Annotated in this window: 16 protein-coding genes; 10 read left to right on the top strand and 6 right to left on the bottom strand. The window is 33.9% G+C overall.

What is annotated here, in order from left to right; genetic code table 11:
- Positions 1 to 415: 415 nt before the first annotated feature.
- Positions 416 to 1,879, bottom strand: a complete 1,464-nt coding sequence (locus VK161_RS04630; RefSeq protein ID WP_324213589.1) for an aminoacyl-histidine dipeptidase — start codon at positions 1,877 to 1,879, stop codon at positions 416 to 418.
- Positions 1,880 to 2,046: 167 nt separating this feature from the next.
- Between VK161_RS04630 and VK161_RS04625 the strand changes: the two genes are divergently transcribed.
- Entirely contained in the window at positions 2,047 to 3,105 is a 1,059-nt protein-coding gene (locus VK161_RS04625; protein ID WP_324213703.1) for a DUF3810 domain-containing protein, read from the top strand.
- Here the strand turns inward: VK161_RS04625 and VK161_RS04620 are convergent.
- Together VK161_RS04620 and VK161_RS04615 are read right to left on the bottom strand one after the other, a co-directional pair.
- Positions 3,102 to 4,310 (bottom strand): outer membrane beta-barrel protein, encoded by a 1,209-nt coding sequence (locus VK161_RS04620; RefSeq protein WP_324213588.1) that lies wholly within the window; start codon positions 4,308 to 4,310, stop codon positions 3,102 to 3,104. The genes VK161_RS04625 and VK161_RS04620 overlap by 4 nt on opposite strands.
- 38 nt (positions 4,311 to 4,348) lie before the next feature.
- Positions 4,349 to 5,653, bottom strand: coding sequence for an NAD(P)/FAD-dependent oxidoreductase (locus VK161_RS04615; RefSeq protein ID WP_324213587.1), 1,305 nt, complete (start codon positions 5,651 to 5,653; stop codon positions 4,349 to 4,351).
- A 228-nt stretch (positions 5,654 to 5,881) separates the two neighbouring features.
- Here VK161_RS04615 and VK161_RS04610 point away from each other — a divergent pair, with 228 nt between their 5' ends.
- Genes VK161_RS04610 through VK161_RS04600 form a run of 3 tightly spaced genes read left to right on the top strand, consistent with a single transcriptional unit; the run spans position 5,882 to position 7,857 of the window.
- Positions 5,882 to 6,376 carry a sigma-70 family RNA polymerase sigma factor gene (locus tag VK161_RS04610; RefSeq protein WP_324213586.1) on the top strand — a complete coding sequence of 165 codons (495 nt, stop codon included), beginning with the start codon at positions 5,882 to 5,884 and terminating at the stop codon, positions 6,374 to 6,376.
- A gap of 6 nt (positions 6,377 to 6,382) precedes the next feature.
- A complete protein-coding gene (locus tag VK161_RS04605; protein ID WP_324213585.1) occupies positions 6,383 to 7,003 on the top strand; it encodes a hypothetical protein in 621 nt (206 codons plus the stop codon).
- Complete coding sequence (locus VK161_RS04600) at positions 7,003 to 7,857, top strand: TraB/GumN family protein (RefSeq protein ID WP_324213584.1); 855 nt, start codon at positions 7,003 to 7,005, stop codon at positions 7,855 to 7,857. Before VK161_RS04605 ends, VK161_RS04600 begins: the two co-directional genes overlap by 1 nt.
- Here the strand turns inward: VK161_RS04600 and VK161_RS04595 are convergent.
- Both VK161_RS04595 and VK161_RS04590 read right to left on the bottom strand, forming a co-directional pair.
- Positions 7,854 to 8,663 carry a lysophospholipid acyltransferase family protein gene (locus VK161_RS04595; RefSeq protein WP_324213583.1) on the bottom strand — a complete coding sequence of 270 codons (810 nt, stop codon included), beginning with the start codon at positions 8,661 to 8,663 and terminating at the stop codon, positions 7,854 to 7,856. The two genes, VK161_RS04600 and VK161_RS04595, sit on opposite strands and share 4 nt — an antisense overlap.
- Before the next feature lie 47 nt (positions 8,664 to 8,710).
- Positions 8,711 to 9,349 (bottom strand): CoA pyrophosphatase, encoded by a 639-nt coding sequence (locus tag VK161_RS04590; protein ID WP_324213582.1) that lies wholly within the window; start codon positions 9,347 to 9,349, stop codon positions 8,711 to 8,713.
- 63 nt (positions 9,350 to 9,412) lie between these two features.
- On the opposite strand from VK161_RS04590, the gene VK161_RS04585 reads away from it, so the two are divergent.
- The 4 genes from VK161_RS04585 (at position 9,413) to VK161_RS04570 (ending at position 17,038) form a co-directional block, all read left to right on the top strand.
- Positions 9,413 to 9,856, top strand: coding sequence for a DUF4268 domain-containing protein (locus VK161_RS04585; protein ID WP_324213581.1), 444 nt, complete (start codon positions 9,413 to 9,415; stop codon positions 9,854 to 9,856).
- Positions 9,857 to 9,919: 63 nt separating this feature from the next.
- Complete coding sequence (locus VK161_RS04580; protein ID WP_324213580.1) at positions 9,920 to 13,177, top strand: tetratricopeptide repeat protein; 3,258 nt, start codon at positions 9,920 to 9,922, stop codon at positions 13,175 to 13,177.
- On the top strand, positions 13,152 to 15,068 hold the full coding sequence (locus VK161_RS04575) for a DUF3857 domain-containing protein (RefSeq protein ID WP_324213579.1): 1,917 nt from the start codon (positions 13,152 to 13,154) through the stop codon (positions 15,066 to 15,068). The genes VK161_RS04580 and VK161_RS04575 overlap by 26 nt, the downstream gene beginning before the upstream one ends.
- Positions 15,068 to 17,038, top strand: coding sequence for a DUF3857 domain-containing protein (locus VK161_RS04570; protein WP_324213578.1), 1,971 nt, complete (start codon positions 15,068 to 15,070; stop codon positions 17,036 to 17,038). Before VK161_RS04575 ends, VK161_RS04570 begins: the two co-directional genes overlap by 1 nt.
- A gap of 51 nt (positions 17,039 to 17,089) precedes the next feature.
- Here the strand turns inward: VK161_RS04570 and VK161_RS04565 are convergent, their stop codons facing one another.
- Entirely contained in the window at positions 17,090 to 19,183 is a 2,094-nt protein-coding gene (locus tag VK161_RS04565) for an outer membrane beta-barrel family protein (RefSeq protein ID WP_324213577.1), read from the bottom strand.
- Positions 19,184 to 19,258: 75 nt separating this feature from the next.
- On the opposite strand from VK161_RS04565, the gene VK161_RS04560 reads away from it, so the two are divergent.
- Positions 19,259 to 19,759 carry a GNAT family N-acetyltransferase gene (locus tag VK161_RS04560; protein ID WP_324213576.1) on the top strand — a complete coding sequence of 167 codons (501 nt, stop codon included), beginning with the start codon at positions 19,259 to 19,261 and terminating at the stop codon, positions 19,757 to 19,759.
- Positions 19,759 to 20,166 (top strand): DUF2721 domain-containing protein, encoded by a 408-nt coding sequence (locus tag VK161_RS04555; protein ID WP_324213575.1) that lies wholly within the window; start codon positions 19,759 to 19,761, stop codon positions 20,164 to 20,166. Before VK161_RS04560 ends, VK161_RS04555 begins: the two co-directional genes overlap by 1 nt.
- The last annotated feature ends 28 nt before the right edge of the window (positions 20,167 to 20,194 follow it).

Below are 20,194 nucleotides of genomic sequence, written 5' to 3'. Positions count from 1 at the left end.
TTCTCAATTATTTTTTACCACAAAGGCGCGAAAGTTATTGAGAGGAACATTAAGGTTTTTAAATTTAAATTCGCCGCAGACCTGCCTGCCGGTAGGCAGGTTCACTGATTTTTTTTATTTGTAGCAGAAGCTTTGTAGTTTTAATAACCCATTGTCCTGCTGTCCGCTTTATCTGTCTTTGCGAGCATGAAAACCGTGGCAATCTATCAACTATTTACAAAACTCGCAATGACAGGATATCGCTTCCATCAGGGCTAATACGGACGTTTTGTGTTTACAGTACTCATTTTTTTTACATCCTGCTTGCTTATTACTTTTACGCGAATAAAAAATCCCGCCTATTTCTAAACGGGATTTTCTCTATGTTCTATATTCTATTCTCTTTTTCTGGAGTCTAAATTCTGCCTTCTGATTTCTATTTTCTCTCCGGAATATTCGCCAAAATCTCTAAGAAAAACTTCCAGAATTTTTGTGACGAGGAAATACTCGCTCGCTCATCCGGACTGTGTGCTCCGTGAATGGTTGGTCCAAACGAAATCATGTCCATTCCTGGGTAATTGGTTCCGAGAATTCCACATTCCAAACCTGCGTGACACGCCACAACATTGGGTTTTGAACCGTTTTGTTTTTCGTAGATTTTTACTAATAAATCCAATATTTCGGATTTTACATTGGGTGTCCAACCTGGGTAACTTCCACCAAATTCCACTTCGCAGCCAAATAATTCGTAAGCCGAACGCAACGCATTGGCCAAGTCAAACTTCGAACTTTCTACAGAAGAACGTGTTAAATTCTGAATGGACAGTTCACCATCTTTCACCACTACTCTAGCAATGTTATTCGACGTTTCTACCAAATCGGCCATATCAGCAGACATTCGATACACGCCATTATGAGCCGCATAAATCGAACGCAACAAACCTTCTTGAACACCTAAATCCATTATTTTCGTTGGCAATTCGGATTTTACAATTTCGATGGTCAAATTAGGTTCAGTAGTTTTGAATTCAAATTTGATATCATTGATCACTTCTTGCATGTCAAAAACAAACGCTTCATCGTACATTCCGGCTACAATAACTTTCGCTACACTTTCGCGCGGAATCGCATTGCGTAAACTTCCACCCGAAATTTCACTGATTTGCAAACCAAAATTTTCAAATCCGTCAAACAATAAACGATTCATAATTTTGTTGGCATTACCCAAACCTTTGTGAATGTCCATTCCTGAATGTCCGCCGTTCAATCCTTTTACAGTGATTGTATATCCAACTGAACCTTCTGGAACTTCCTCTTCGTTGTATTTTCTAGTAGCCGTAACGTCAACACCTCCAGCACAACCAATGTCAATTTCGTCGTCTTCTTCGGTATCTAAATTCAACAAAATTTCACCTTTTAAAATGCCACCTTTCAAATTCAAAGCGCCTGTCATTCCGGTTTCTTCATCAATGGTAAAAAGTGCGTCAATTGCCGGATGCGGAATGTCTTTACTTTCCAAAACCGCCATAATCGCGGCTACACCCAAACCATTGTCAGCTCCAAGAGTTGTTCCACGGGCACGAACCCAATCACCATCTACGTACATATCAATTCCTTGAGTTAAGAAATCAAAATTGGTATCGTTGTTTTTTTGATGAACCATATCCAAATGTCCTTGAAGAACTATTGTTTTGCGGTTTTCCATTCCGGGTGTTGCTGGTTTGCGGATGATTACGTTACGGATTTCGTCTTCAAACGTTTCTAATCCTAAACTATTACCGAAATTTTTCATGAATTCGATTACGCGTTCTTCTTTTTTTGAAGGACGAGGAACTGCGTTTAAATCGGCAAATTTGTTCCAAAGCACTTTGGGTTCAAGGTTTCTAATTTCTTGGCTCATTGTTTTATTTTTTACTGCCACAGATTACACAGACTAACACTGATTACTTATTAATGTTGATTTTGTATTTTCTGAAGTTGAATTAAATTTTTATAATTGGACACAAATTTACACAAAAGAAATACTACTTCTTTAATTATAGTTATTTTTGTGAGCCTATTATGACAATAAAACGCAAACACATCTTACCACTTTTTTTACTATTTCAGATTATTTTTCTGAAAGTAATTTCTTTTTTTCCTGAAGTGATTGAACGATGGTACAGCAATGGTTTGTATGTACTTATTTCTAAGATTCTAAGAACAACTTTGGGTAGAATTCCGTTTTCGGTCGGCGATCTTATTTACATCAATCTTATTGCGTATTTACTGATTCGTATATGGAAGTCTCGAAAATTATGGCGAACCAATTGGAAAGATCAGGTTTTAAAAACATTGAGTGTTCTTTCGATTATTTATTTTCTTTTTCATTTTTTGTGGGCATTGAATTACTATCGAATTCCGTTGTTTGAAAAAATGAATATCCAACGCGAATATTCGGATGCTGATTTGGTTGCTTTTACAGAAAAATTAATCACCAAAACCAATGAAGTCCAATTTCAAATTACCCAAAATAAAAATACTAAAGTAGTTGTACCGTATTCACAAGATTCGATTTTTACGATGAGTCAAAACGGTTACGATCATTTAGCGAAACAATATCCGTTTTTTGAATATGAAATTCCGAGTCGAAAGAAATCAATTTTGAGTTTGCCTTTGACTTATATGGGATTTGGCGGTTATTTGAATCCGTTTACCAACGAAGCACAAGTCAACGACCATTTGCCGATGTACGGTTTCCCGAATGTAGTGTGTCATGAAATGGCACATCAAATTGGTTATGGTAGTGAGAGTGAATGTAATTTTATCGGGTTTTTAGCCGCTATAAAAAACGACGATTTGTATTTTCAGTACTCAGCGTATACAACGGCTTTGCGGTATTGCATGACCAATATTGAAATGAAAAACAAAACGCAATTTGAGCAATTAAAAGCCAAAATCAATCCTGGAATTTTAGCGAACTACCAAGAAAGTGAACAATTTTGGAAACAATACGACACGTTTATTGATAAAGGCTTTCATGCTTTTTACGATCAGTTTTTAAAAATGAATCAGCAAAAAGACGGATTGGAAAGCTACAGTAAGTATGTAGATTTATTGGTGAATTATTACAAAACAAATAATTAAAATAATTTATAACCTACCAAAACAGAAAAATTTTTGTATTGAGAAAATCTATTAGAATTGGTCGATGACAAATTTCTTGGTGTATCATAATTCAACTCTGCAAAATATTTGTCTTTGAATTTCAAGCCTATTCCAATTGAAAAATTTATAAATGAATTTAATTGTGTTCCTGGTTTTATTGTTTCTTCGTATTTATCACCCAAAATAATATCATACTTAATTGCTCCATTTGCAAACCAATTCAGATCATTTGTCAAAGGAAAATATCTTCTAATGCCAAAAGGAATTTCTATTGAGTTATATTTCAGTTTGACTTCATAATTGGCTGGAGATAAAGAACCTACTATTTGATTACCTGTGTTTTCATAACTCCTGTAAGTAGGTTCAGTTATTAATGAAAAAACTTTGTTTAGCATGAATTCAAACTCAATACCTAATCTAATGGTACTTTTCATATCAAATACTGCATCTCCATAAAAGTCTTCGTTATTGTTTTTAAAAACTACTGAAGAAAAATTAACTCCTGGACGTAAAATTATATTAAAATCTATTTTACGTCTATCATTTCTTAATTTATCATCAATTTTATTATCAAGTCCATAATAACTATTGTATTTATTAAACAAGTCAACTAAGTCTTTCTCTTCATATCTTGTGGATTCTATTTTTTTTACGTCGACATTAGCATCTTTAAAAAGATTATAGAGAACCTGTTTGTATCTATTATTTTCATTTATATCTGTTCTTTCAAGGTATTTTTTGTATTCCAATTGTTGGATTAATGAATTATCAATCGTGTAAAAAAACCGTGTGTAATCTTCACAACGATAAACGTATAAATTTGCTTTTCCTGAAACTAGGTGTTCGAGAAATAATCTTTTGTTTACATAATTTGGATTAAAGTCGGTTGATAATTTAGTAAAAAAATCACTTGACTCATCAATACTTACATCAAACCTTTTAAAAACACTTTTATCACCCTCATAAAATCCAAATTCTATGATGCTTTCCATTGGGAGAGAAGTCAATTTTGAATTGCCATCAATCACATCAATTTTTGATATATTAGAACTTATGTCAAAACTAACAATTGAACAATCAATTTTGACATTCATATTATTTACATAGTAGCCTTTGATGTAATTTTGTTGAGCAAAAATTTTAAACGAGGTTAAGATCAATAGGATCAGAAAATATTTTTTCATAGATTATTTTTCTTACAAATGTATACAAAAGATTTATTCTAAACCTCATCACTGGTAAACGTTGTAAAACTTCTCTTTTTAAAAGGTCGTACAATCAATCGGCCTTCACGGTCAAAACGAATGTAATTGTACACCCAATTGAGGAAAACTACCGCTTTATTTTTGAATCCGATGAGTGAAAACAAATGCACGAACATCCATACAAACCACGCAAAAATTCCGTTGAAATGATAATGAGGCAAATCGACTACCGCTAAGTTTCTTCCGATAGTTGCCATAGAACCTTTGTCATTATACTCAAAAGGTTTCATGGGTTTTTTAGCAATTAATTTTACCAAATTTTCAGCCAATAAACTTCCTTGTTGCATGGCAGGTTGCGCCATCATTGGATGACCTTGCGGATACTTTTCACTTTCCATAGAAGCGATGTCGCCAATAGCAAAGATATTTTCATAACCAACTACTTGATTGTATTGATTAACGCGAATTCGCTCTACTCTTTCCACTAACGATTTGGCATCCAAACCGTGAATCGCTGCTCCTTGAACTCCCGCTGTCCAAATCACTGTTGCGGTTTCAAAAGTCAAATCGGAATTGGTAGTAATGGTTCGACCGTCGTAATTAGTTACACGAACGTTTTTCCAGACTTTTACGCCCAAGTCAACCAGAAATTTCTCAGCGGCAGCTGACGATTTTTCGCTCATCGTATTCAGCACACGATCGCCACTTTGCACCAAATTGATTTCCATTTTAGAAATGTCCAAATCGGGATAATCCTTTTGAAGAATGGCGCGTTTCATTTCGGCCAAAGCACCCGCTAATTCCACTCCTGTTGGTCCAGCGCCCACCAATACAAAATTAATTAATGCGTTTTTATCGGCTTCATCACGAGTCAAAACGGCTTGCTCAAAATTTTCGAGTATTAAACTCCGAATGTTAAGTGATTGCGGAATGGTTTTCATTGACATCGAATTGCGTTCGATTTCTTTATTGCCAAAATAGTTGGTTTTAGAACCTGTCGCAATCACCAAATAATCGTAATGCAACTCACCTATTTCGGATATGATTTTTTGGTTTTTAGTATCGATTTCTTTTACGGAAGTCAGTCGAAAATAGAAATCTTTGTATTCTTGAATTACTTTACGAATTGGATAGGCAATGGAACCCGCTTCCAATCCGCCTGTAGCTACTTGATACAATAAAGGTTGAAACGTATGGTAATTGTGTTTGTCGAGTAAAACAACTTGAACATTTTTATTTTTAAGTTTTTTGGCCAAAGCCAAACCTGCGAATCCGCCACCAATAATAACTACGCGTGGATGGGATGAGTGAGGAATATTCATATTTTAGGACTGTAAGATTATAAGACTGTATGACTGCAAGACTATTTATGCAAAGTTACGAAGATATTAACCAAGAAGGGAATAAAAAACAATGGCAATTACAATGTCAATATCAATAAAAAAAGGTTGCCATTAATTTTGATTTTTGAAATTGATTTTTGAAATTGATATTGATATTGTTTTTTGCATTTTTGTAACAAAAACCACCTAAGGTTTACTAACGTAAGTATGAGTGAGAGTTTAGAACAATCGTTTGTGAAGCAACTTAAGGATAATCAGAACATTATCCATAAAATTTGCCGCCTGTATACCTCGGGTGAAGATGCGCACAAGGATTTGTTTCAGGAAATTACCATTCAGTTATGGAAAGCCTTTCCGAAATTCAGAGGCGATTCAAAATTCTCTACTTGGGCGTATCGTGTCGCATTGAATACTGCCATTACTCTGTATCGAAAAAGTACGCGAAGTATTGCAACTGTTGACTATGAAAGCAAAAGTTTTTTCATCAGTCAGGAAGACTACAACTCTGAAGAAGAAGAACAAATCAAATTATTATATCAAGCGGTACATCAGTTGAATGACATTGAGAAAGCATTGGTTTTTATGTATTTGGAAGACAAAGATTATACCGAAATCTCAGAGACTTTGGGTATTACCGAAGTCAATGCACGAGTAAAAATGAACCGTATTAAAGGAAAACTTAAAAAAATATTAAATCCGTAAAGAACTATGATTGAAGAATTGGATTTATTGAAAAAAGACTGGAAAAAAAGTGAAAGCTCGTTCCAGCAAATTAGTGAATCAGAAATTTACAAAATGATTCACAAAAAATCGTCGTCTATAGTAAAATGGATACTAATCATTAGTGTGTTAGAATTCATATTTCTTAGAGGATTGGATTTTTTAATCTTATTTGATGCTGATTACACTAAGAAAATGGAACAAATTCACTTGTATGATTTTGAAATTATACTGACTGTTTTCAATTATGTAGTACTAATTGTTTTTATCTATTTATTTTACAAAAACTTCAAGCGAATCAACGCTGCTTCATCGACCAAAAAACTGATGGACGATATATTGAATACCCGAAAAATAGTTAAATATTACGTTTGGTATAATTTATTTTTAGTTGGCGTTTCAAGCGCCATAGCTGTTTTTTCTGAAATTAAATACAATCCACAACTCGCTTCAATGTACGAAAGCAACAAAGTAATTTTATTCTTACTTTCACTTGGAATTGTGCTTGTACTGTTTGTTGTCTTTTGGTTGTTTTATAAACTGTTGTACGGAATTTTAATTCGACGTTTGCATAAAAATTACACCGAACTTAAAAAAATTGACTTCTAATGAAAAAGCTTCTTATTTTAATTTTTGGATTTCTATTCGGATTGACCAATGCTCAAAACAATGAGAAGTCGTTGCTGTGGAAAATTTCGGGTAAAGGTTTGTCTCAACCTTCTTATTTGTATGGAACAATCCACATTACATGCGATGCCACTTTACCATCCAAAGTAAAAGAAGCCATGAACAAAACCAATCAACTTTGTTTGGAATTGGATATGGACGACTCAAACATGCAAGTCGAAATGATGAGCAGTATGATGATGAAAAATGGAGTAACCATGCAATCATTGGCAACTGCTGAAGATTTTAAAATTGTAGATGAATTTTTGAAGAAAAACCTAGGTTTCTCGGCTCAACTCTTAAATACAGTAAAACCGTTTATGGTCTCGGCGATGCTGTATCCTAAAATGATGGATTGCCCAATGCAGTCGGTTGAAGCCGAATTGATGAAAATCTCAAGCGAACAAAACGAAACTACAATTGGACTCGAAACTGTAACCGAACAATTGAACGTTTTTGATGCTATTCCGTATCAAGACCAAATGGACGAACTGGTCAAAACTGCAAAAAGTGATTTGGTTCGTGACAGTAAAGAGCTAAAAGAAATGCTTGAGTTGTATAAGTCGGAAGACATTCAGGCAATGGTAGAGTTTACTAAAAACTCAGATAATGCAATGACATCCAAATTTGATAATGAACTACTCAACAACCGCAATCAAAATTGGATTACACGAATTGAGAAAATAGCGAAAGAAAACCCAACTTTTTTTGGTGTTGGCGTAGCGCATTTAGGTGGCGAATTGGGTGTAATTAATCTTTTACGAAAGTACGGTTTTACTGTAGAACCTGTTCATTAATATTCCCACTGACGCTTTTTGTTAAGACGTTCCTGCTCTTCGATTTCCTCGGCTGGAATTACTTTTAAAAACGATGGATGTTGCTCGATGGCGTATTCTACTTTTTCAACGATTTGCTCAATTGTATCGTTTTCATAGTCAATTTCTAATGGCTCTTTGATAATAAATGATTGCAAGATGTTTTTCTTCTTCATTCGCAATCCTTTTTTATCAAAAGAACGTCGAAAACCATCAATCACAATAGGAACTACAATAGGTTTGTGTTGTTTAATAATGTGTGCGGTTCCTTTTCGAACGGGTTTAAACGATTTGGTTGTGCCTTGTGGAAAAGTAATTACCCAACCATCGGCCAAAGCAATTTTGATGTTTTCAGTATCATTCGGATTCACTTCACGTTTTTCGGTTACGTCTTTTCCGCCCGAACGCCATGTTCTCTCTACTGTTATTGCTCCGACGTATGCTAAAATTCGCGGCAAAATTCCCGATTTCATGGTTTCACTCGCAGCAACATAATACACATTCATTTTCGGTTGCCACAAATAACCTACATTTTTAATGTTATCAGCTCTTCCAGAGAGACTGGCATTGAACACATGAAACATCGCCACTACATCTGCAAAATAGGTTTGGTGATTCGAAATAAATAGCACATTTTTATCGGGTAATGCTCTAATGATTTCAGAACCGTCAATTTGCAATTCGTTGAATCCTCGGTAACGTCTGTGTGTAATGACACCGAAAATTCGAATCAACCATTTTTTAATGAATAATATATGTCCGAAAGGATTTCTTTTGAATAAACCCATAATTTTAAAAAGCAATTTAGAGTGGCAAACTTACAAAAACTAATTATTTATAAAACCAATTTTAGCATATCTTTTAACTCACTGAGCATCATAGCAGTTGCACCCCAAACGGTATGTTCATATATTTGAAATGCCGGAATATTCATTTGTTTAGCATAGGATGTTTCAATGGATTGTGTAGTTACAATCGAATCATCTAAAATCATTTGCAAAGGAGTTTCTATGATTCCAGCCACTTCATCTTCTTGAAGGGTAAACGAAATATCGGAAGTAGATACTCCTAAAAAAGGATGCACTAAATAATTACTTGGCGGAATATAAACCGTAGTAAAACTGCGCAATACAGTAATAAAATCGGGAGCAACACCAATCTCTTCATGCGTTTCTCTCAAAGCAGTTTGCTCTAAATTAGCATCGTACTTTTCTACCTTTCCACCCGGAAATGCAATTTGCGAAGAATGCACTCCAGGATAGGAATTGCGCTTTATCAAAGCCAAATGTGTAGCACCGTTTTTAGGATAGAGCAACATCATCACTGCTGCATTTCTTGCATTGGGTTTATTTAGATGAGCTTCTTCCAGCAATTTAATTCGTTCCAATGGCGCCATTTTTCTGTGCGAATCCATAGCAGATAGCTCTATATCAACTAGTTTATCAATCGCAATTATTAAATCAGAATGGTTCATGGCGGTGGAATTAATTTTCTAAATTTACAAAAAAAATATAAAACCCAATTTATCCCCTAATTAATGTACAGCAAAGAAGATAGTATTCGAATTAAAAAAGAATTTTGGATTGCTTTTGCCGAAGCGTATCCTCGAAAATGGATTTTGTACAATACTAAAATAAAAGACGTGTCGTTTAAATTTTATGTCGACAATAAAAAGGCACAAGTTTTGCTTGATATCGAATGTAAAGAAGATGAAAAACGGACCATCTATTTTGAAAAAGTAGAATCATTAAAAACAATTCTTTTAGAAGATCATCTACCCGATGCCGTTTTGGAACGCAATTTTTATTTGGATAGCGGAAAATTAATTAGTAGAATTTGGGTTGAAAAACTGAACATAAGCATTAATAATCCAAAAACGTGGCCCGAAATATTTGATTTTTTCAATGAGAAAATGAGTGCTTTTGAATATTTTTTCTTCGAGCATGAAGATTATATTAAAGATTTAGAAATCAACACTTAAATTAAGAACAATTCTTACAAACATTTAAAAAAAAATATATATTTGATGAAATTTAAATCGACTATGAAAAAACTCACTCTCTTACTACTCCTAGTAAGTTCTTTTACAGTATTAGCACAAAAAGATTATACATTAACCTACGACAGTGAAAAAATTCTCCAAGACGGAATTGCTCTTTATGAAGAAGAAAAATACAACGAAGCCATCGCTCAATTTGATCGAATTGCAAAAGTAGACCCAAGTTATATTACAGCTCAATATGAAAAAGCCATGGCTATGGTTGCTTTAGAACAAAAAGTAGAGGTAGCTATTTTATTTGATGAGATATATCGCTCAGGTAAAATGGTGGACGAACCCAATTTTTTTACACTTTACGGTAATTTCTTAAGCGATGCTAAAGAGTATACAAAGGCAGATGCTGTTTTTAAAGAAGGTGAAAAATACATTCCAAATTCGTCCAGTTTATTATACAATTATGCTATTGTAAAATACCGCATGGAAGAAAAACAGGCTGCGTTAGATTTACTGAAAAGAACAATTACTATCAATCCCAATGCGGCTTCTGCACACTACCTTTTGGGTGTAATTTGTTTTGAAAACGGTAAAATTACCGAAGGAACTTTGGCCATGATGAGTCATTTAATTATTGCGCCAACAAGCTCAAAGGCTCAAGACGCTATTCTTAATTTGAATAAAAAATTTGGCGAAAACTTCCTTGATAAAAGCAAATTAGTTTTTTCTAAATCGGGTGATAATTTTGAAGAAATTGAAACTATACTTCGCAATCAATTACCATTAAAAAAAGCCTACAAAGTGCAATCGGATATTGACGATGTCATCGTTCGCCAGATTCAAGCTGTTGTAGAATACACAGCAGACCATAAAATGGGTGATGGTTTTTTTGAAACTACTTACATGCCTTGGGTAAAAGATTTGCATCAGAAAAAACAATTTGAAAATTACACCTATTACATGCTTTTGAGTATGGAGGACAATTTGGGTAAAGCATTGACATCAAAAAAGAAAGCCATCACCGATTTTTATAAAAACTACATTGACGGACCAAGTTTTTGGAACGAATTTGCCAAACGAAAATTAGATCATTTTGGCAAGCAAGAAGAGGTGGTCATTTCAATTAATAACTCAAGACCTTTTTTGGTTGGGAAAATAGTTAATGGAAAAAAAGAAGGTAAGTATAAGATACTGAATGAATACGGGAATTTAAGTGGTGAATTGAATGTGGTCAACGATGAACTAGAAGGTGTTCAGAAATACTTCAATAAAAAAGGAATCTTGGTTCAAGAAAAAAATTACAAAACAAGCAAATTGAACGGTTCCGACACTGCCTATTATGATAATGGTCAAATCAAGTCTGTAGATAACTATAAAGATGATAAAAGTAATGGTCCTGGATCATCCAACCATGTAATTGGTGGCAAACAATGTGAAGGTAGTTTACTTGATGGCGAACGCGATGGAAAATTCACTTGCTATTACGCTAACGGAACCAAAATGAATGAGATTCATTATTCAAAAGGAAAACTTAATGGTCCGTACATTCTTTACAATGCGGTTGGTGATATAACGGCAAATTTCAATTATGTAGACGGAGAAATTGATGGCAAAGTAGCCACTTATTACCACGGTAAAGCGCTAAAATCAGAAGGTGTTTACAGCAAAGGGAAAATTCAAGGAACTTATAAAAAATATTTCATCAATGGTGCTGTAGAAGAAGAAATCATTTATGAAGGTGGAAAAATTAAAAAATCAATCGAATACTACGAAAACGGAAAAAAATCATTAGAATCAATTTATGATGACAATGAAAAACTCCAAAATTATATTTATTACGACGAAAAAGGTGAGTTGTATTATCAGGAAAATTTTAAAGGTGGCGAATTGAGAACGGTTCTACAATACTCAAGAAACAATCCGAAACCTGTTGAAACCAACATCACTAAAAAGGCATTTACCATAAAAGATCTTGATGGAAAAACTTTTTTAGCAGGCGAATATTACAAAGGTGAACGAACAGGCGAATGGAAATACTATGCTAATAGTGGAGCTTTAACAAGAAAAAGACAATACAAAGACGGCAAATTAGAAGGTTTAAGTCATCGTTATATCAATAATGGATCGTTAGAGAGCATCATCAATTACAAACAAGATTCCATCAGCGGATTGTATGAAGTATACAATAATGACAAAATTATCCAAGAATATTTTTATGCTAAAGATGAAAAAAACGGACCTTATAAAATCTATTATCCAGATGGAAAATTAAAAGAAGAAGGTATTTATTACGGAGATGAATTATACGATTACCGATTCTATTATTGGATGAATGGAAACATTAAGAAGAAAGAAAAATACGCTGAAGATGAACTACTTTCCATTGAAATCTATTCGACCGAAGGTAAAAAAGAATCCGAATTCGATTTCAGAAACAAAACCGGAAAATTCAGCATCAATTACCACAACGGCGCAATAGTACACTCGTTTGAACTGGTAAATGGAAAATACAACGGAAAATACGTTGTAAAAGATAAAAACAACACTTTAATTTATGAAAGTGACTTTGTGAATGGTGTGCGTCACGGAAATTACAAAGGCTATTCAGTAATCGGAGCTGTTGATTATGAAAATAATTATTATTCTGGTTTTGCCAATGGCGTTGAAAAATCGTTTGACGAAGTTGGAAATCTGAAACTCGCTGAAGATTACATTTTTGGAACTGAATACGGTAAATCTACTCGTTATTTTGTGAACAAATCCAAAATTTTCGAATACAACAGAGTCAACGGTGATATTGAAGGTGAATACAAATACTTCAACTCAAAAGGTGATGCTATTTTAATCCTAGGATTTGAATACAACCGTTTAAAATACTACATCACACTTAATGCCGCTGGCGAATTTAAGGATCGAGTTCCTGTTGCAGACGAAACCGCGTCTATTGTGTCAAAATACCCAAATGGAAAAACAGCAATGGCGATCAATTTTGTTAAAGGAGCAAAAGATGGCAACTACCTAATTAATAATCCTGAAGGAAAACCTGAAGTTCAACTGACCTACAAAATGAACAAACTTGATGGTGAACGAAAAGAATATTATTCCAACGGAAATGTATACAAAATTGAACGCTTCAAGAATAATGATTTTGAAGGAACTCAAGAATATTACAAAGAAGATGGAAAAATTTGGCTTAAAGCCGAATACAAAAATGATGAACTACACGGAAATACTCTTATTTATACCAATGGAGTCCTTTCGTTAACCAAAAAATACGATTCTGATGAATTACTTGAAATTACTAAGTAAGCACTTTACTCTTATTGCTTTTCTGCTAAGCCTAAACGCTTTTTCACAAGGCACTTTACAAGAGTATAAGTCAATTTATCCCGATTACAACGAGTTAATTATTAACGATAATACGAGTTATGATTTTTTTATCAAAGACAGAAAACTCAATGTTACCGAAAATAGTTACAACGAATCAATGATATTGACCGATAACGGAATAAACAATAACTCGGAAAGCTTTACCTATTCTGAATTGGTGAAACTTCTCGAATATGAAGCCGAAACCGTAATCAATAATAAACGCATCAAAGTCACTCAAACCAACGAAAAAGAGTCGAGAGATGATGCTATTTTTTACAATGGAGTAAAAGAACGTCAACTTATTTTTCCCAATCTAGAAGCGGGAGCCAAAAAAATATACCAGTATAAAAGAGAATATGTTGATTATCACCTGTTACACAAATTCATTTTTGGTAATTCATTCCCAATTCTGAATTCGACTTTGGAAATCAAAACCGACAAAGAGATCAACATTGGGTATAAAATTTTCAACGACCCAAATAATGCCATCGAATTCTCTAAAACCGAGAAAAAAGGAAAGTACATTTACAAATGGACACTCAAAAACATCAAGCCTGTAAAATACGAAAGTTTTTCTCCTGGATTTCTTCACATAATTCCACACATTGATATTTACATCAAAGATTATACTGTTGACAATAAAAAAGTAGAAGTTTTAGAAAACGTTGATAAACTTTTCAACTACTATCAAAAATTTGTAAAAGACTTAAACAAAGAAGAAGATAAAGAGCTAAAAGAAATCACCGAAAGTGTGATTGCCAACGCCAAAACTGAAGAAGAAAAAGTAAAAAGTATTTTCTACTGGGTAAAAGACAACATCAAATACGTTGCTTTTGAAAATGGCTATGAAGGATTCAAACCTAGAGAAGGAAGTTTGGTGTGCAACCGAAAATTTGGCGATTGTAAAGACATGGCAAGTATTATTACCGCAATGGCAAAATACGCCGGACTCAAAAATGTATATCTGACTTGGATTGGTACACGTGAAATTCCGTATTCGTACAACGAATTAGCAACTCCAGCCGTAGATAATCACATGATTGCTGCTTATAAAAAGGGCAACGAATACATTTTCTTAGACGCCACTGACAAGGAAACGCGTTACGGAATCCCGACTGCATTCATTCAAGGAAAAGAAGCATTAATCAACGAAGATGGTGGTTATAAAATCATCCAAGTTCCAATTGTTTCTGGCGAAACTAATGCCGTTACCGATCATGTGAAATTCAAAATTGAAAACGAAAAACTAGTAGGAAGTGGTTCACTCGTTTTCAAAGGATACAACCGAAGTAATTTACTCTCACAATTGGGTGATGCTGCCAATAAAAAACGTTTTGAATACATCAAATCAATCGTAGTCAAAGGAAATAACAAGTTTAAATTGTTAGAATATACCGAAGAGAACATTAAAGATCGCGATTTGCCGTACATCATCAATTACAAATTTGACATCGATAGTTACATCATCAAAATTGATAAAGACATTTATGTTAATTTAAATGTAGATACCAATTTTGATCAATTAATAATTGAAAAAGACCGCATTTCAAAATTTGAACTCGATTTCTTAACGGCAAGTCAAGGAACCTACGAGTTGGAAATTCCGCAAAACTATGCTGTAAAATACCTTCCCAAAGATTTGACCATCGATAACGAATTGCTTTCGGGTAGTTTCAAATACGAAACGAAAGACAACAAAGTAATTTACGTTGCCAAAATCAATCAAAAGAAAATTTTACTGGATAAAAACGATTTTGAACTTTGGAACGAAAGCATCAAAAAAATTAAAACCAACTATGGTGAAACCATAATAATCACTCAAAAATAATGAAGAATACCTTTTTAAAAACCATTTTGTTTTTTGTATTTATTTCAATGAGTACAAGACTAACTGCACAAGATTATACTTTCAAAAATTACGACTGGGAAAGTAAAACAGGAGCAGTTGATATTCCTGAAAAATACAAAAACGAGACTGAAATCATTTTAGATCGTCACATAAAAGTAGAAATTAATGCCGACGGAAAAGAGGTTGCGCAGTTTTATTTGTACCACGAAAAAATATACATCAATTCGGATGATGCAATTGAAAGAAACAACCGAATTTACATTCCTTTTAATATGAATGAAAGCGTTATTGAAACCAAAGCGCGTGTAATTCTTAAAAATGGCAAGGTAATCAAGTTGGATAAAAAAGACATCAAAGAAGAAGTGGATGAAGAAAGAGGTCTAAAACTAAACTATTTTGCTTTAACCGGAATCGAAAAAGGAGCCATCATCGAACAATTGTTTGTGATTAGAGAAGTTCCAGAATTAGATGGAAAAACGATTAAAATGCAAGAAGAATACCCCATTTTAAATTCGTCTTTTGAGTTGGTATATCCTAGTTTTGTTAATTTCAAAACCAAATGCTACAATGGTTTATCTGAACCCGTAATTGACGAGAAAAAATTCGATAAGAAAACACTTTTAACCATTACTGAAAAAGAAATTCCAGCGTTGCACGACGACGAAAAATACGCCAATTGGAATGCTCACTTAAAAATGTTCCGTTATAAATTGTATGAGAATTATAACAACGGAGCCAAAAATATTTACAATTATAAAAAGTTTGCCACCAATATTTACGAACGTTTCAATGGTGAATTGGATAAAAAATCACAAAAAGCAGTAGACGATTTCTGCAAAACGATTCCTACTTCCAATGATCCGCAAGAAATGATTTGGAACATCGAAAACAAAATCAAAAAAACCATTCCGTACAATCGTTATTTTGATACTAAAGAAACTTTAGCAGAAGTAATTAAATCAAAGCAAGCCAATCAATCGGATATTTTGAGTTTGTACATTGCCGTTTTCAGAACGCTGAACATCGAAAGCAATACGGTTTTTACCTCCAATCGATACAAATCCATTTTTGATGGCGAATTTGAAAGTTACGAAAGCTTGAGCGACATCCTATTTTATTTCCCAGCGATTGATAAATACTTATGTCCAACTGAAATCGAATACCGCATTCCGTTAATTCCGAATTATTTGGCCAATCAAGACGGACTTTTCATCAAACCAAAAGAATTTGGTGGCGTAAAAATGGGAATTGGTGAAATCAAATTCATTCAAATTCCGGGAACCGATATCACTCACGATGTAATGGAAATTACTGTCGATTTTACTCAAGATCTACAAAATCCAATCATCAAAAGTAAAATGTCGTACGGTGGATATTCGGGAATCAACTTTCAACCGATTAAAGATTTTGCCGATGCAGATCAATACAAAGAAGTGTTGAAAAACGTAGCCGAAAATTATACTTCCCAAAAAGAATACAAATCGCTTACCACTGAAAACGATGGTTTGGATTACGTAGGAAAAAAACCGTTCATCATGAATTTAGAATACGAAGGAAAAGATTTGGTACAAAAAGCAGGCGATAGTTATTTGTTTTCTGTTGGAAAAATCATTGGAGCTCAAATGGAATTCTATCAAGAGACCAAACGTGTTTTACCTGTAGAAATCGATTATCCTCACTCCTATTTCCGTACCATTAAAATTCTTTTACCCGAAGGCGTTACCGTGAAAAACTTAGAGAAATTCAACCTTAATTTCAAAATGGATGTCGGTGGAAAAACCGAAGCCGTTTTTGTGAGCAGTTATAAATCGGGCAAAAACGAAATCACTGTAGAAAACACCGAGTATTATAAAATCATGAACTATCCTTTGGAGCAATTTGAAGAATACAAAGCGGTCATCAATGCGGCGGCCGATTTTAATAAAATCGTGATTATACTAAATAAATAATTGAAAATCAACTTCAATACAAAACCTGTTTGCTAATGTAAGCAGGTTTTTTTAATTAGAAATGGTTCCTGTTTCCTCTTTCTTCTCTTTATTCAGCAAGTTCGGATCTTCTTTGGCGAGTTTGTTGCGTGTTGGGATTTTGTAATTAATTGAAAAACCAAAACGACGCGTATCGTATTTGTTTTCTAATAAAAGTGGTGTTTCAATTGCTGTAAAACCTTGTTTATTTGAATTCAAAACATCGTCAAAATCAATCGAAACGGTCAATCGGTCCTTCAAAAATTTCTTCGAAAAATTAAAATCCAAACTGTTCTCAAAAGGTTCGGTTCCCACAAAATAAAAGAAATTTCCACCTGTAGTAGATGTGTTAAATTCAGTGATAAACTTAATATCCATCGGAAGTACAATTTGCGACATCAAGTTAAAATTCCAAAATGCTTTAGTGTTCAATCCGTGAATTTCGTGCATCTGATAACCCACATAAAGATATAAGAAATTAATTTTATCCGGATTAAAATCAAACTTCATGGTTTCCTTCAATCCTTTAGTAAACAACATATAAGGCAAAGGCATACCGATGTTGAAATTGTGAATTCTCATCTCAGGAATATTCACTACATTATTGTTAACTTCAAAACCATCAAGCACTACTCTATTGACTACTTGATTGTTGATTTCGCTCACGTTATATCCAATAAAAGCATAATCAAAAGCACTGATTTTTACTTCAAAATTGTCAAAAATTGTAGGTTGTAAAAATGGATTTCCCGCAAAATTGATGTTCTGATTTTGATAATTGGTGTTATTCGGGTTCAATGATGAAGTACTTGGAAGAGTAATTTTCTTGTTGTAATTAAAACTCAAAAAGATCTGTGGTGCAAAATTGTACTGCATACTTGCGTTGGGAAACAAGCGGAATTGTTTGAACGGAATTAACTCAGAATTATTGGTATTTCCCGTAATCGAATAATCTTCAGCTCGCGTTCCGAGAATAAAATCAAACTTTTTGTACGTTGCTTGAAGTTCCAAATAACCTGCGGCAGTTCTCCGATCGTAATCCAAATTAGTTACTCCAAAACTGTCGGTAATGAATGATAAATTTTCAATCAATGAACCGAAACTAATTTTCCCTTCTTCCAATAATTTTATGGGTTGCGAATAATCCGCTTTGAAGTTTATAAAATCTTGAACCGAAGTAGTATTCAAAACAGAACTATTAACGATCAACGAATTCAGATTAAAATCGGTATCGTTTCGCGCAAAATTAAATCGAAAATCAAGTTTTTTGTCTTTATTGTCGAATCGTTTTTGATAAGTAGCTACAGCATCTTGCCTGAGTATTTTCGTTTTACTTTCATCTAATGATTCAAAACCAAAACCTTTGGCAAATGTGTGTGCATTGTTTTTAATGTAATTTAAATCATAATTAAGCAACAAACGATCTTTCCCAAAATCAAAAGTCAAAGCCGATTTCATATAATTATTCCTATTGATACGATCGGCGTCAGAATCTGATACAACAAGAGCATTCTGAATGTTGGTAATATCCGACCAAAGCGCAGTTTCGCGGTAACTTTGTCCTGCGTTAAATTGCCAACCAAAATACTTGTTTTTGGAACTTAATAAAAGACTGTTATTGGTTCTGTATCTTGTTTTGTCATACGAAGTCATATACAAGTTAGTAGAATACGTCGCACTCAAATAGCTTTTGGCTTTTTTACTGGTAACAATATTAATAATTGCTCCACCCGATGTTGCAGGAAACTCAGCTCCGGGTTGGGTGATTACTTCAACTTTTTCGATGTTATTGGCTGGCATTCCTTCTAAAAATGCATTCAATTCATTCGATGAAATGTTCAATGGTCTTCCATCCAAATAAACATCCAATTGTTTTCCTTGGTACATCATTCCGGCCACATCCGAAACGATTAATCCTGGTAATTTTTTTAATCCTTCCAAAACCGAACCCGAATTAAGATGAGCCTGTGATGCAAAATCAAAAATAGTCCGATCTGCTTTTTGCTCAACGGCTTTTCGTTCGCTCTTTACTACTACTTCTTTAAGTTGAACAGTGTCTTTTATTTTTTCTTGGGATGAAACACTATAAAAAGAAAGAAAAAGCAATAGTAAAGTAAGTTTTTTCATGATTTAGCCTATTTTTGTTATCTGACGTGAAAGTACTATTTATGTTACAGCAATTCTAATTTTTACCCATTCAAAATGAAACTCAGACCATGGAAAATTGAAGATGCTGAAAACTTGGCGAACTATGCCAACAATCCAAAAGTGGCACAATGTTTAACCAATGCTTTTCCGCATCCGTATACAATTGAAAATGCAAAATCATTCATCGAAATGGTTTCAAATCAAAATCCGACTGCTATTTTTGCGATCGATATTGACGATGAAGCTTTAGGAAGTATTGGTCTGCACGCTCAAACCGATATTATGTGCAAAAACATGGAATTGGGTTATTTTCTCGGCGAACCCTTTTGGGGAAAAGGAATCACCACCGAAGCTGTAAAGCAAATGGTTGAATATGGTTTTGAAAATTTTGATGTAACCCGAATATACGCTCGTCCGTATGGAAATAATCTTGCATCTCAAAAAGTATTGGAAAAAGCAGGTTTTACACTCGAAGCTCGAATTGAAAAAAACATATATAAAAACGGTGAATTCTTAGATGAATTGATTTATGCCGTTCGAAAAAAAATCAACTAATGACACTATCCATAGAAACTCCGGCTTTACTTTTTTCGGCAACATCGCTGATCCTTTTGGCGTACACGAATCGATTTTTGACCATTGCACAGATTGTTCGCGGTCTCAAAAAAACCTACGATCAAGACCGAAATAAAAGTATTTTACTCGAAATTAAAAACCTCAACTTGCGACTTACATTAATTCGCTATATGCAATTATTTGGCGTTTTGTGTTTGTTTCTCTCCGTTTTCGGAATGTTAGTATTATTTTTTGAGCAACAAACTATCGGAATTTATTTATTCGGATTCAGTTTATTAAGCTTATTAATTTCACTCGGAATATCCTTTTGGGAAATAAGTATTTCAGTCAACGCCTTACGTCTTCATTTAAGCGATATTGTAGATGAAGAAAAAGCTAAAGAATGATTCTCAACGATTTTTTTTAACACATAAA

It is taken from the genome of Flavobacterium sp. (genome assembly GCF_035299245.1).
Classification (GTDB): domain Bacteria; phylum Bacteroidota; class Bacteroidia; order Flavobacteriales; family Flavobacteriaceae; genus Flavobacterium.
This window is presented reverse-complemented; position numbering and strand designations above follow the sequence as displayed.

Bases quoted from the DNA above. Each gene is read 5' to 3' on its own strand.
- VK161_RS04630 (WP_324213589.1), bottom strand. From the start codon at position 1,879: ATGAGCCAAGAAATTAGAAACCTTGAACCCAAAGTGCTTTGGAACAAA.
- VK161_RS04620 (WP_324213588.1), bottom strand. From the start codon at position 4,310: ATGAAAAAATATTTTCTGATCCTATTGATCTTAACCTCGTTTAAAATT.
- VK161_RS04615 (WP_324213587.1), bottom strand. From the start codon at position 5,653: ATGAATATTCCTCACTCATCCCATCCACGCGTAGTTATTATTGGTGGC.
- VK161_RS04610 (WP_324213586.1), top strand. From the start codon at position 5,882: ATGAGTGAGAGTTTAGAACAATCGTTTGTGAAGCAACTTAAGGATAAT.
- VK161_RS04605 (WP_324213585.1), top strand. From the start codon at position 6,383: ATGATTGAAGAATTGGATTTATTGAAAAAAGACTGGAAAAAAAGTGAA.
- VK161_RS04600 (WP_324213584.1), top strand. From the start codon at position 7,003: ATGAAAAAGCTTCTTATTTTAATTTTTGGATTTCTATTCGGATTGACC.
- VK161_RS04595 (WP_324213583.1), bottom strand. From the start codon at position 8,663: ATGGGTTTATTCAAAAGAAATCCTTTCGGACATATATTATTCATTAAA.
- VK161_RS04590 (WP_324213582.1), bottom strand. From the start codon at position 9,349: ATGAACCATTCTGATTTAATAATTGCGATTGATAAACTAGTTGATATA.
- VK161_RS04585 (WP_324213581.1), top strand. From the start codon at position 9,413: ATGTACAGCAAAGAAGATAGTATTCGAATTAAAAAAGAATTTTGGATT.
- VK161_RS04580 (WP_324213580.1), top strand. From the start codon at position 9,920: ATGAAAAAACTCACTCTCTTACTACTCCTAGTAAGTTCTTTTACAGTA.
- VK161_RS04575 (WP_324213579.1), top strand. From the start codon at position 13,152: ATGAATTACTTGAAATTACTAAGTAAGCACTTTACTCTTATTGCTTTT.
- VK161_RS04570 (WP_324213578.1), top strand. From the start codon at position 15,068: ATGAAGAATACCTTTTTAAAAACCATTTTGTTTTTTGTATTTATTTCA.
- VK161_RS04565 (WP_324213577.1), bottom strand. From the start codon at position 19,183: ATGAAAAAACTTACTTTACTATTGCTTTTTCTTTCTTTTTATAGTGTT.
- VK161_RS04560 (WP_324213576.1), top strand. From the start codon at position 19,259: ATGAAACTCAGACCATGGAAAATTGAAGATGCTGAAAACTTGGCGAAC.
- VK161_RS04555 (WP_324213575.1), top strand. From the start codon at position 19,759: ATGACACTATCCATAGAAACTCCGGCTTTACTTTTTTCGGCAACATCG.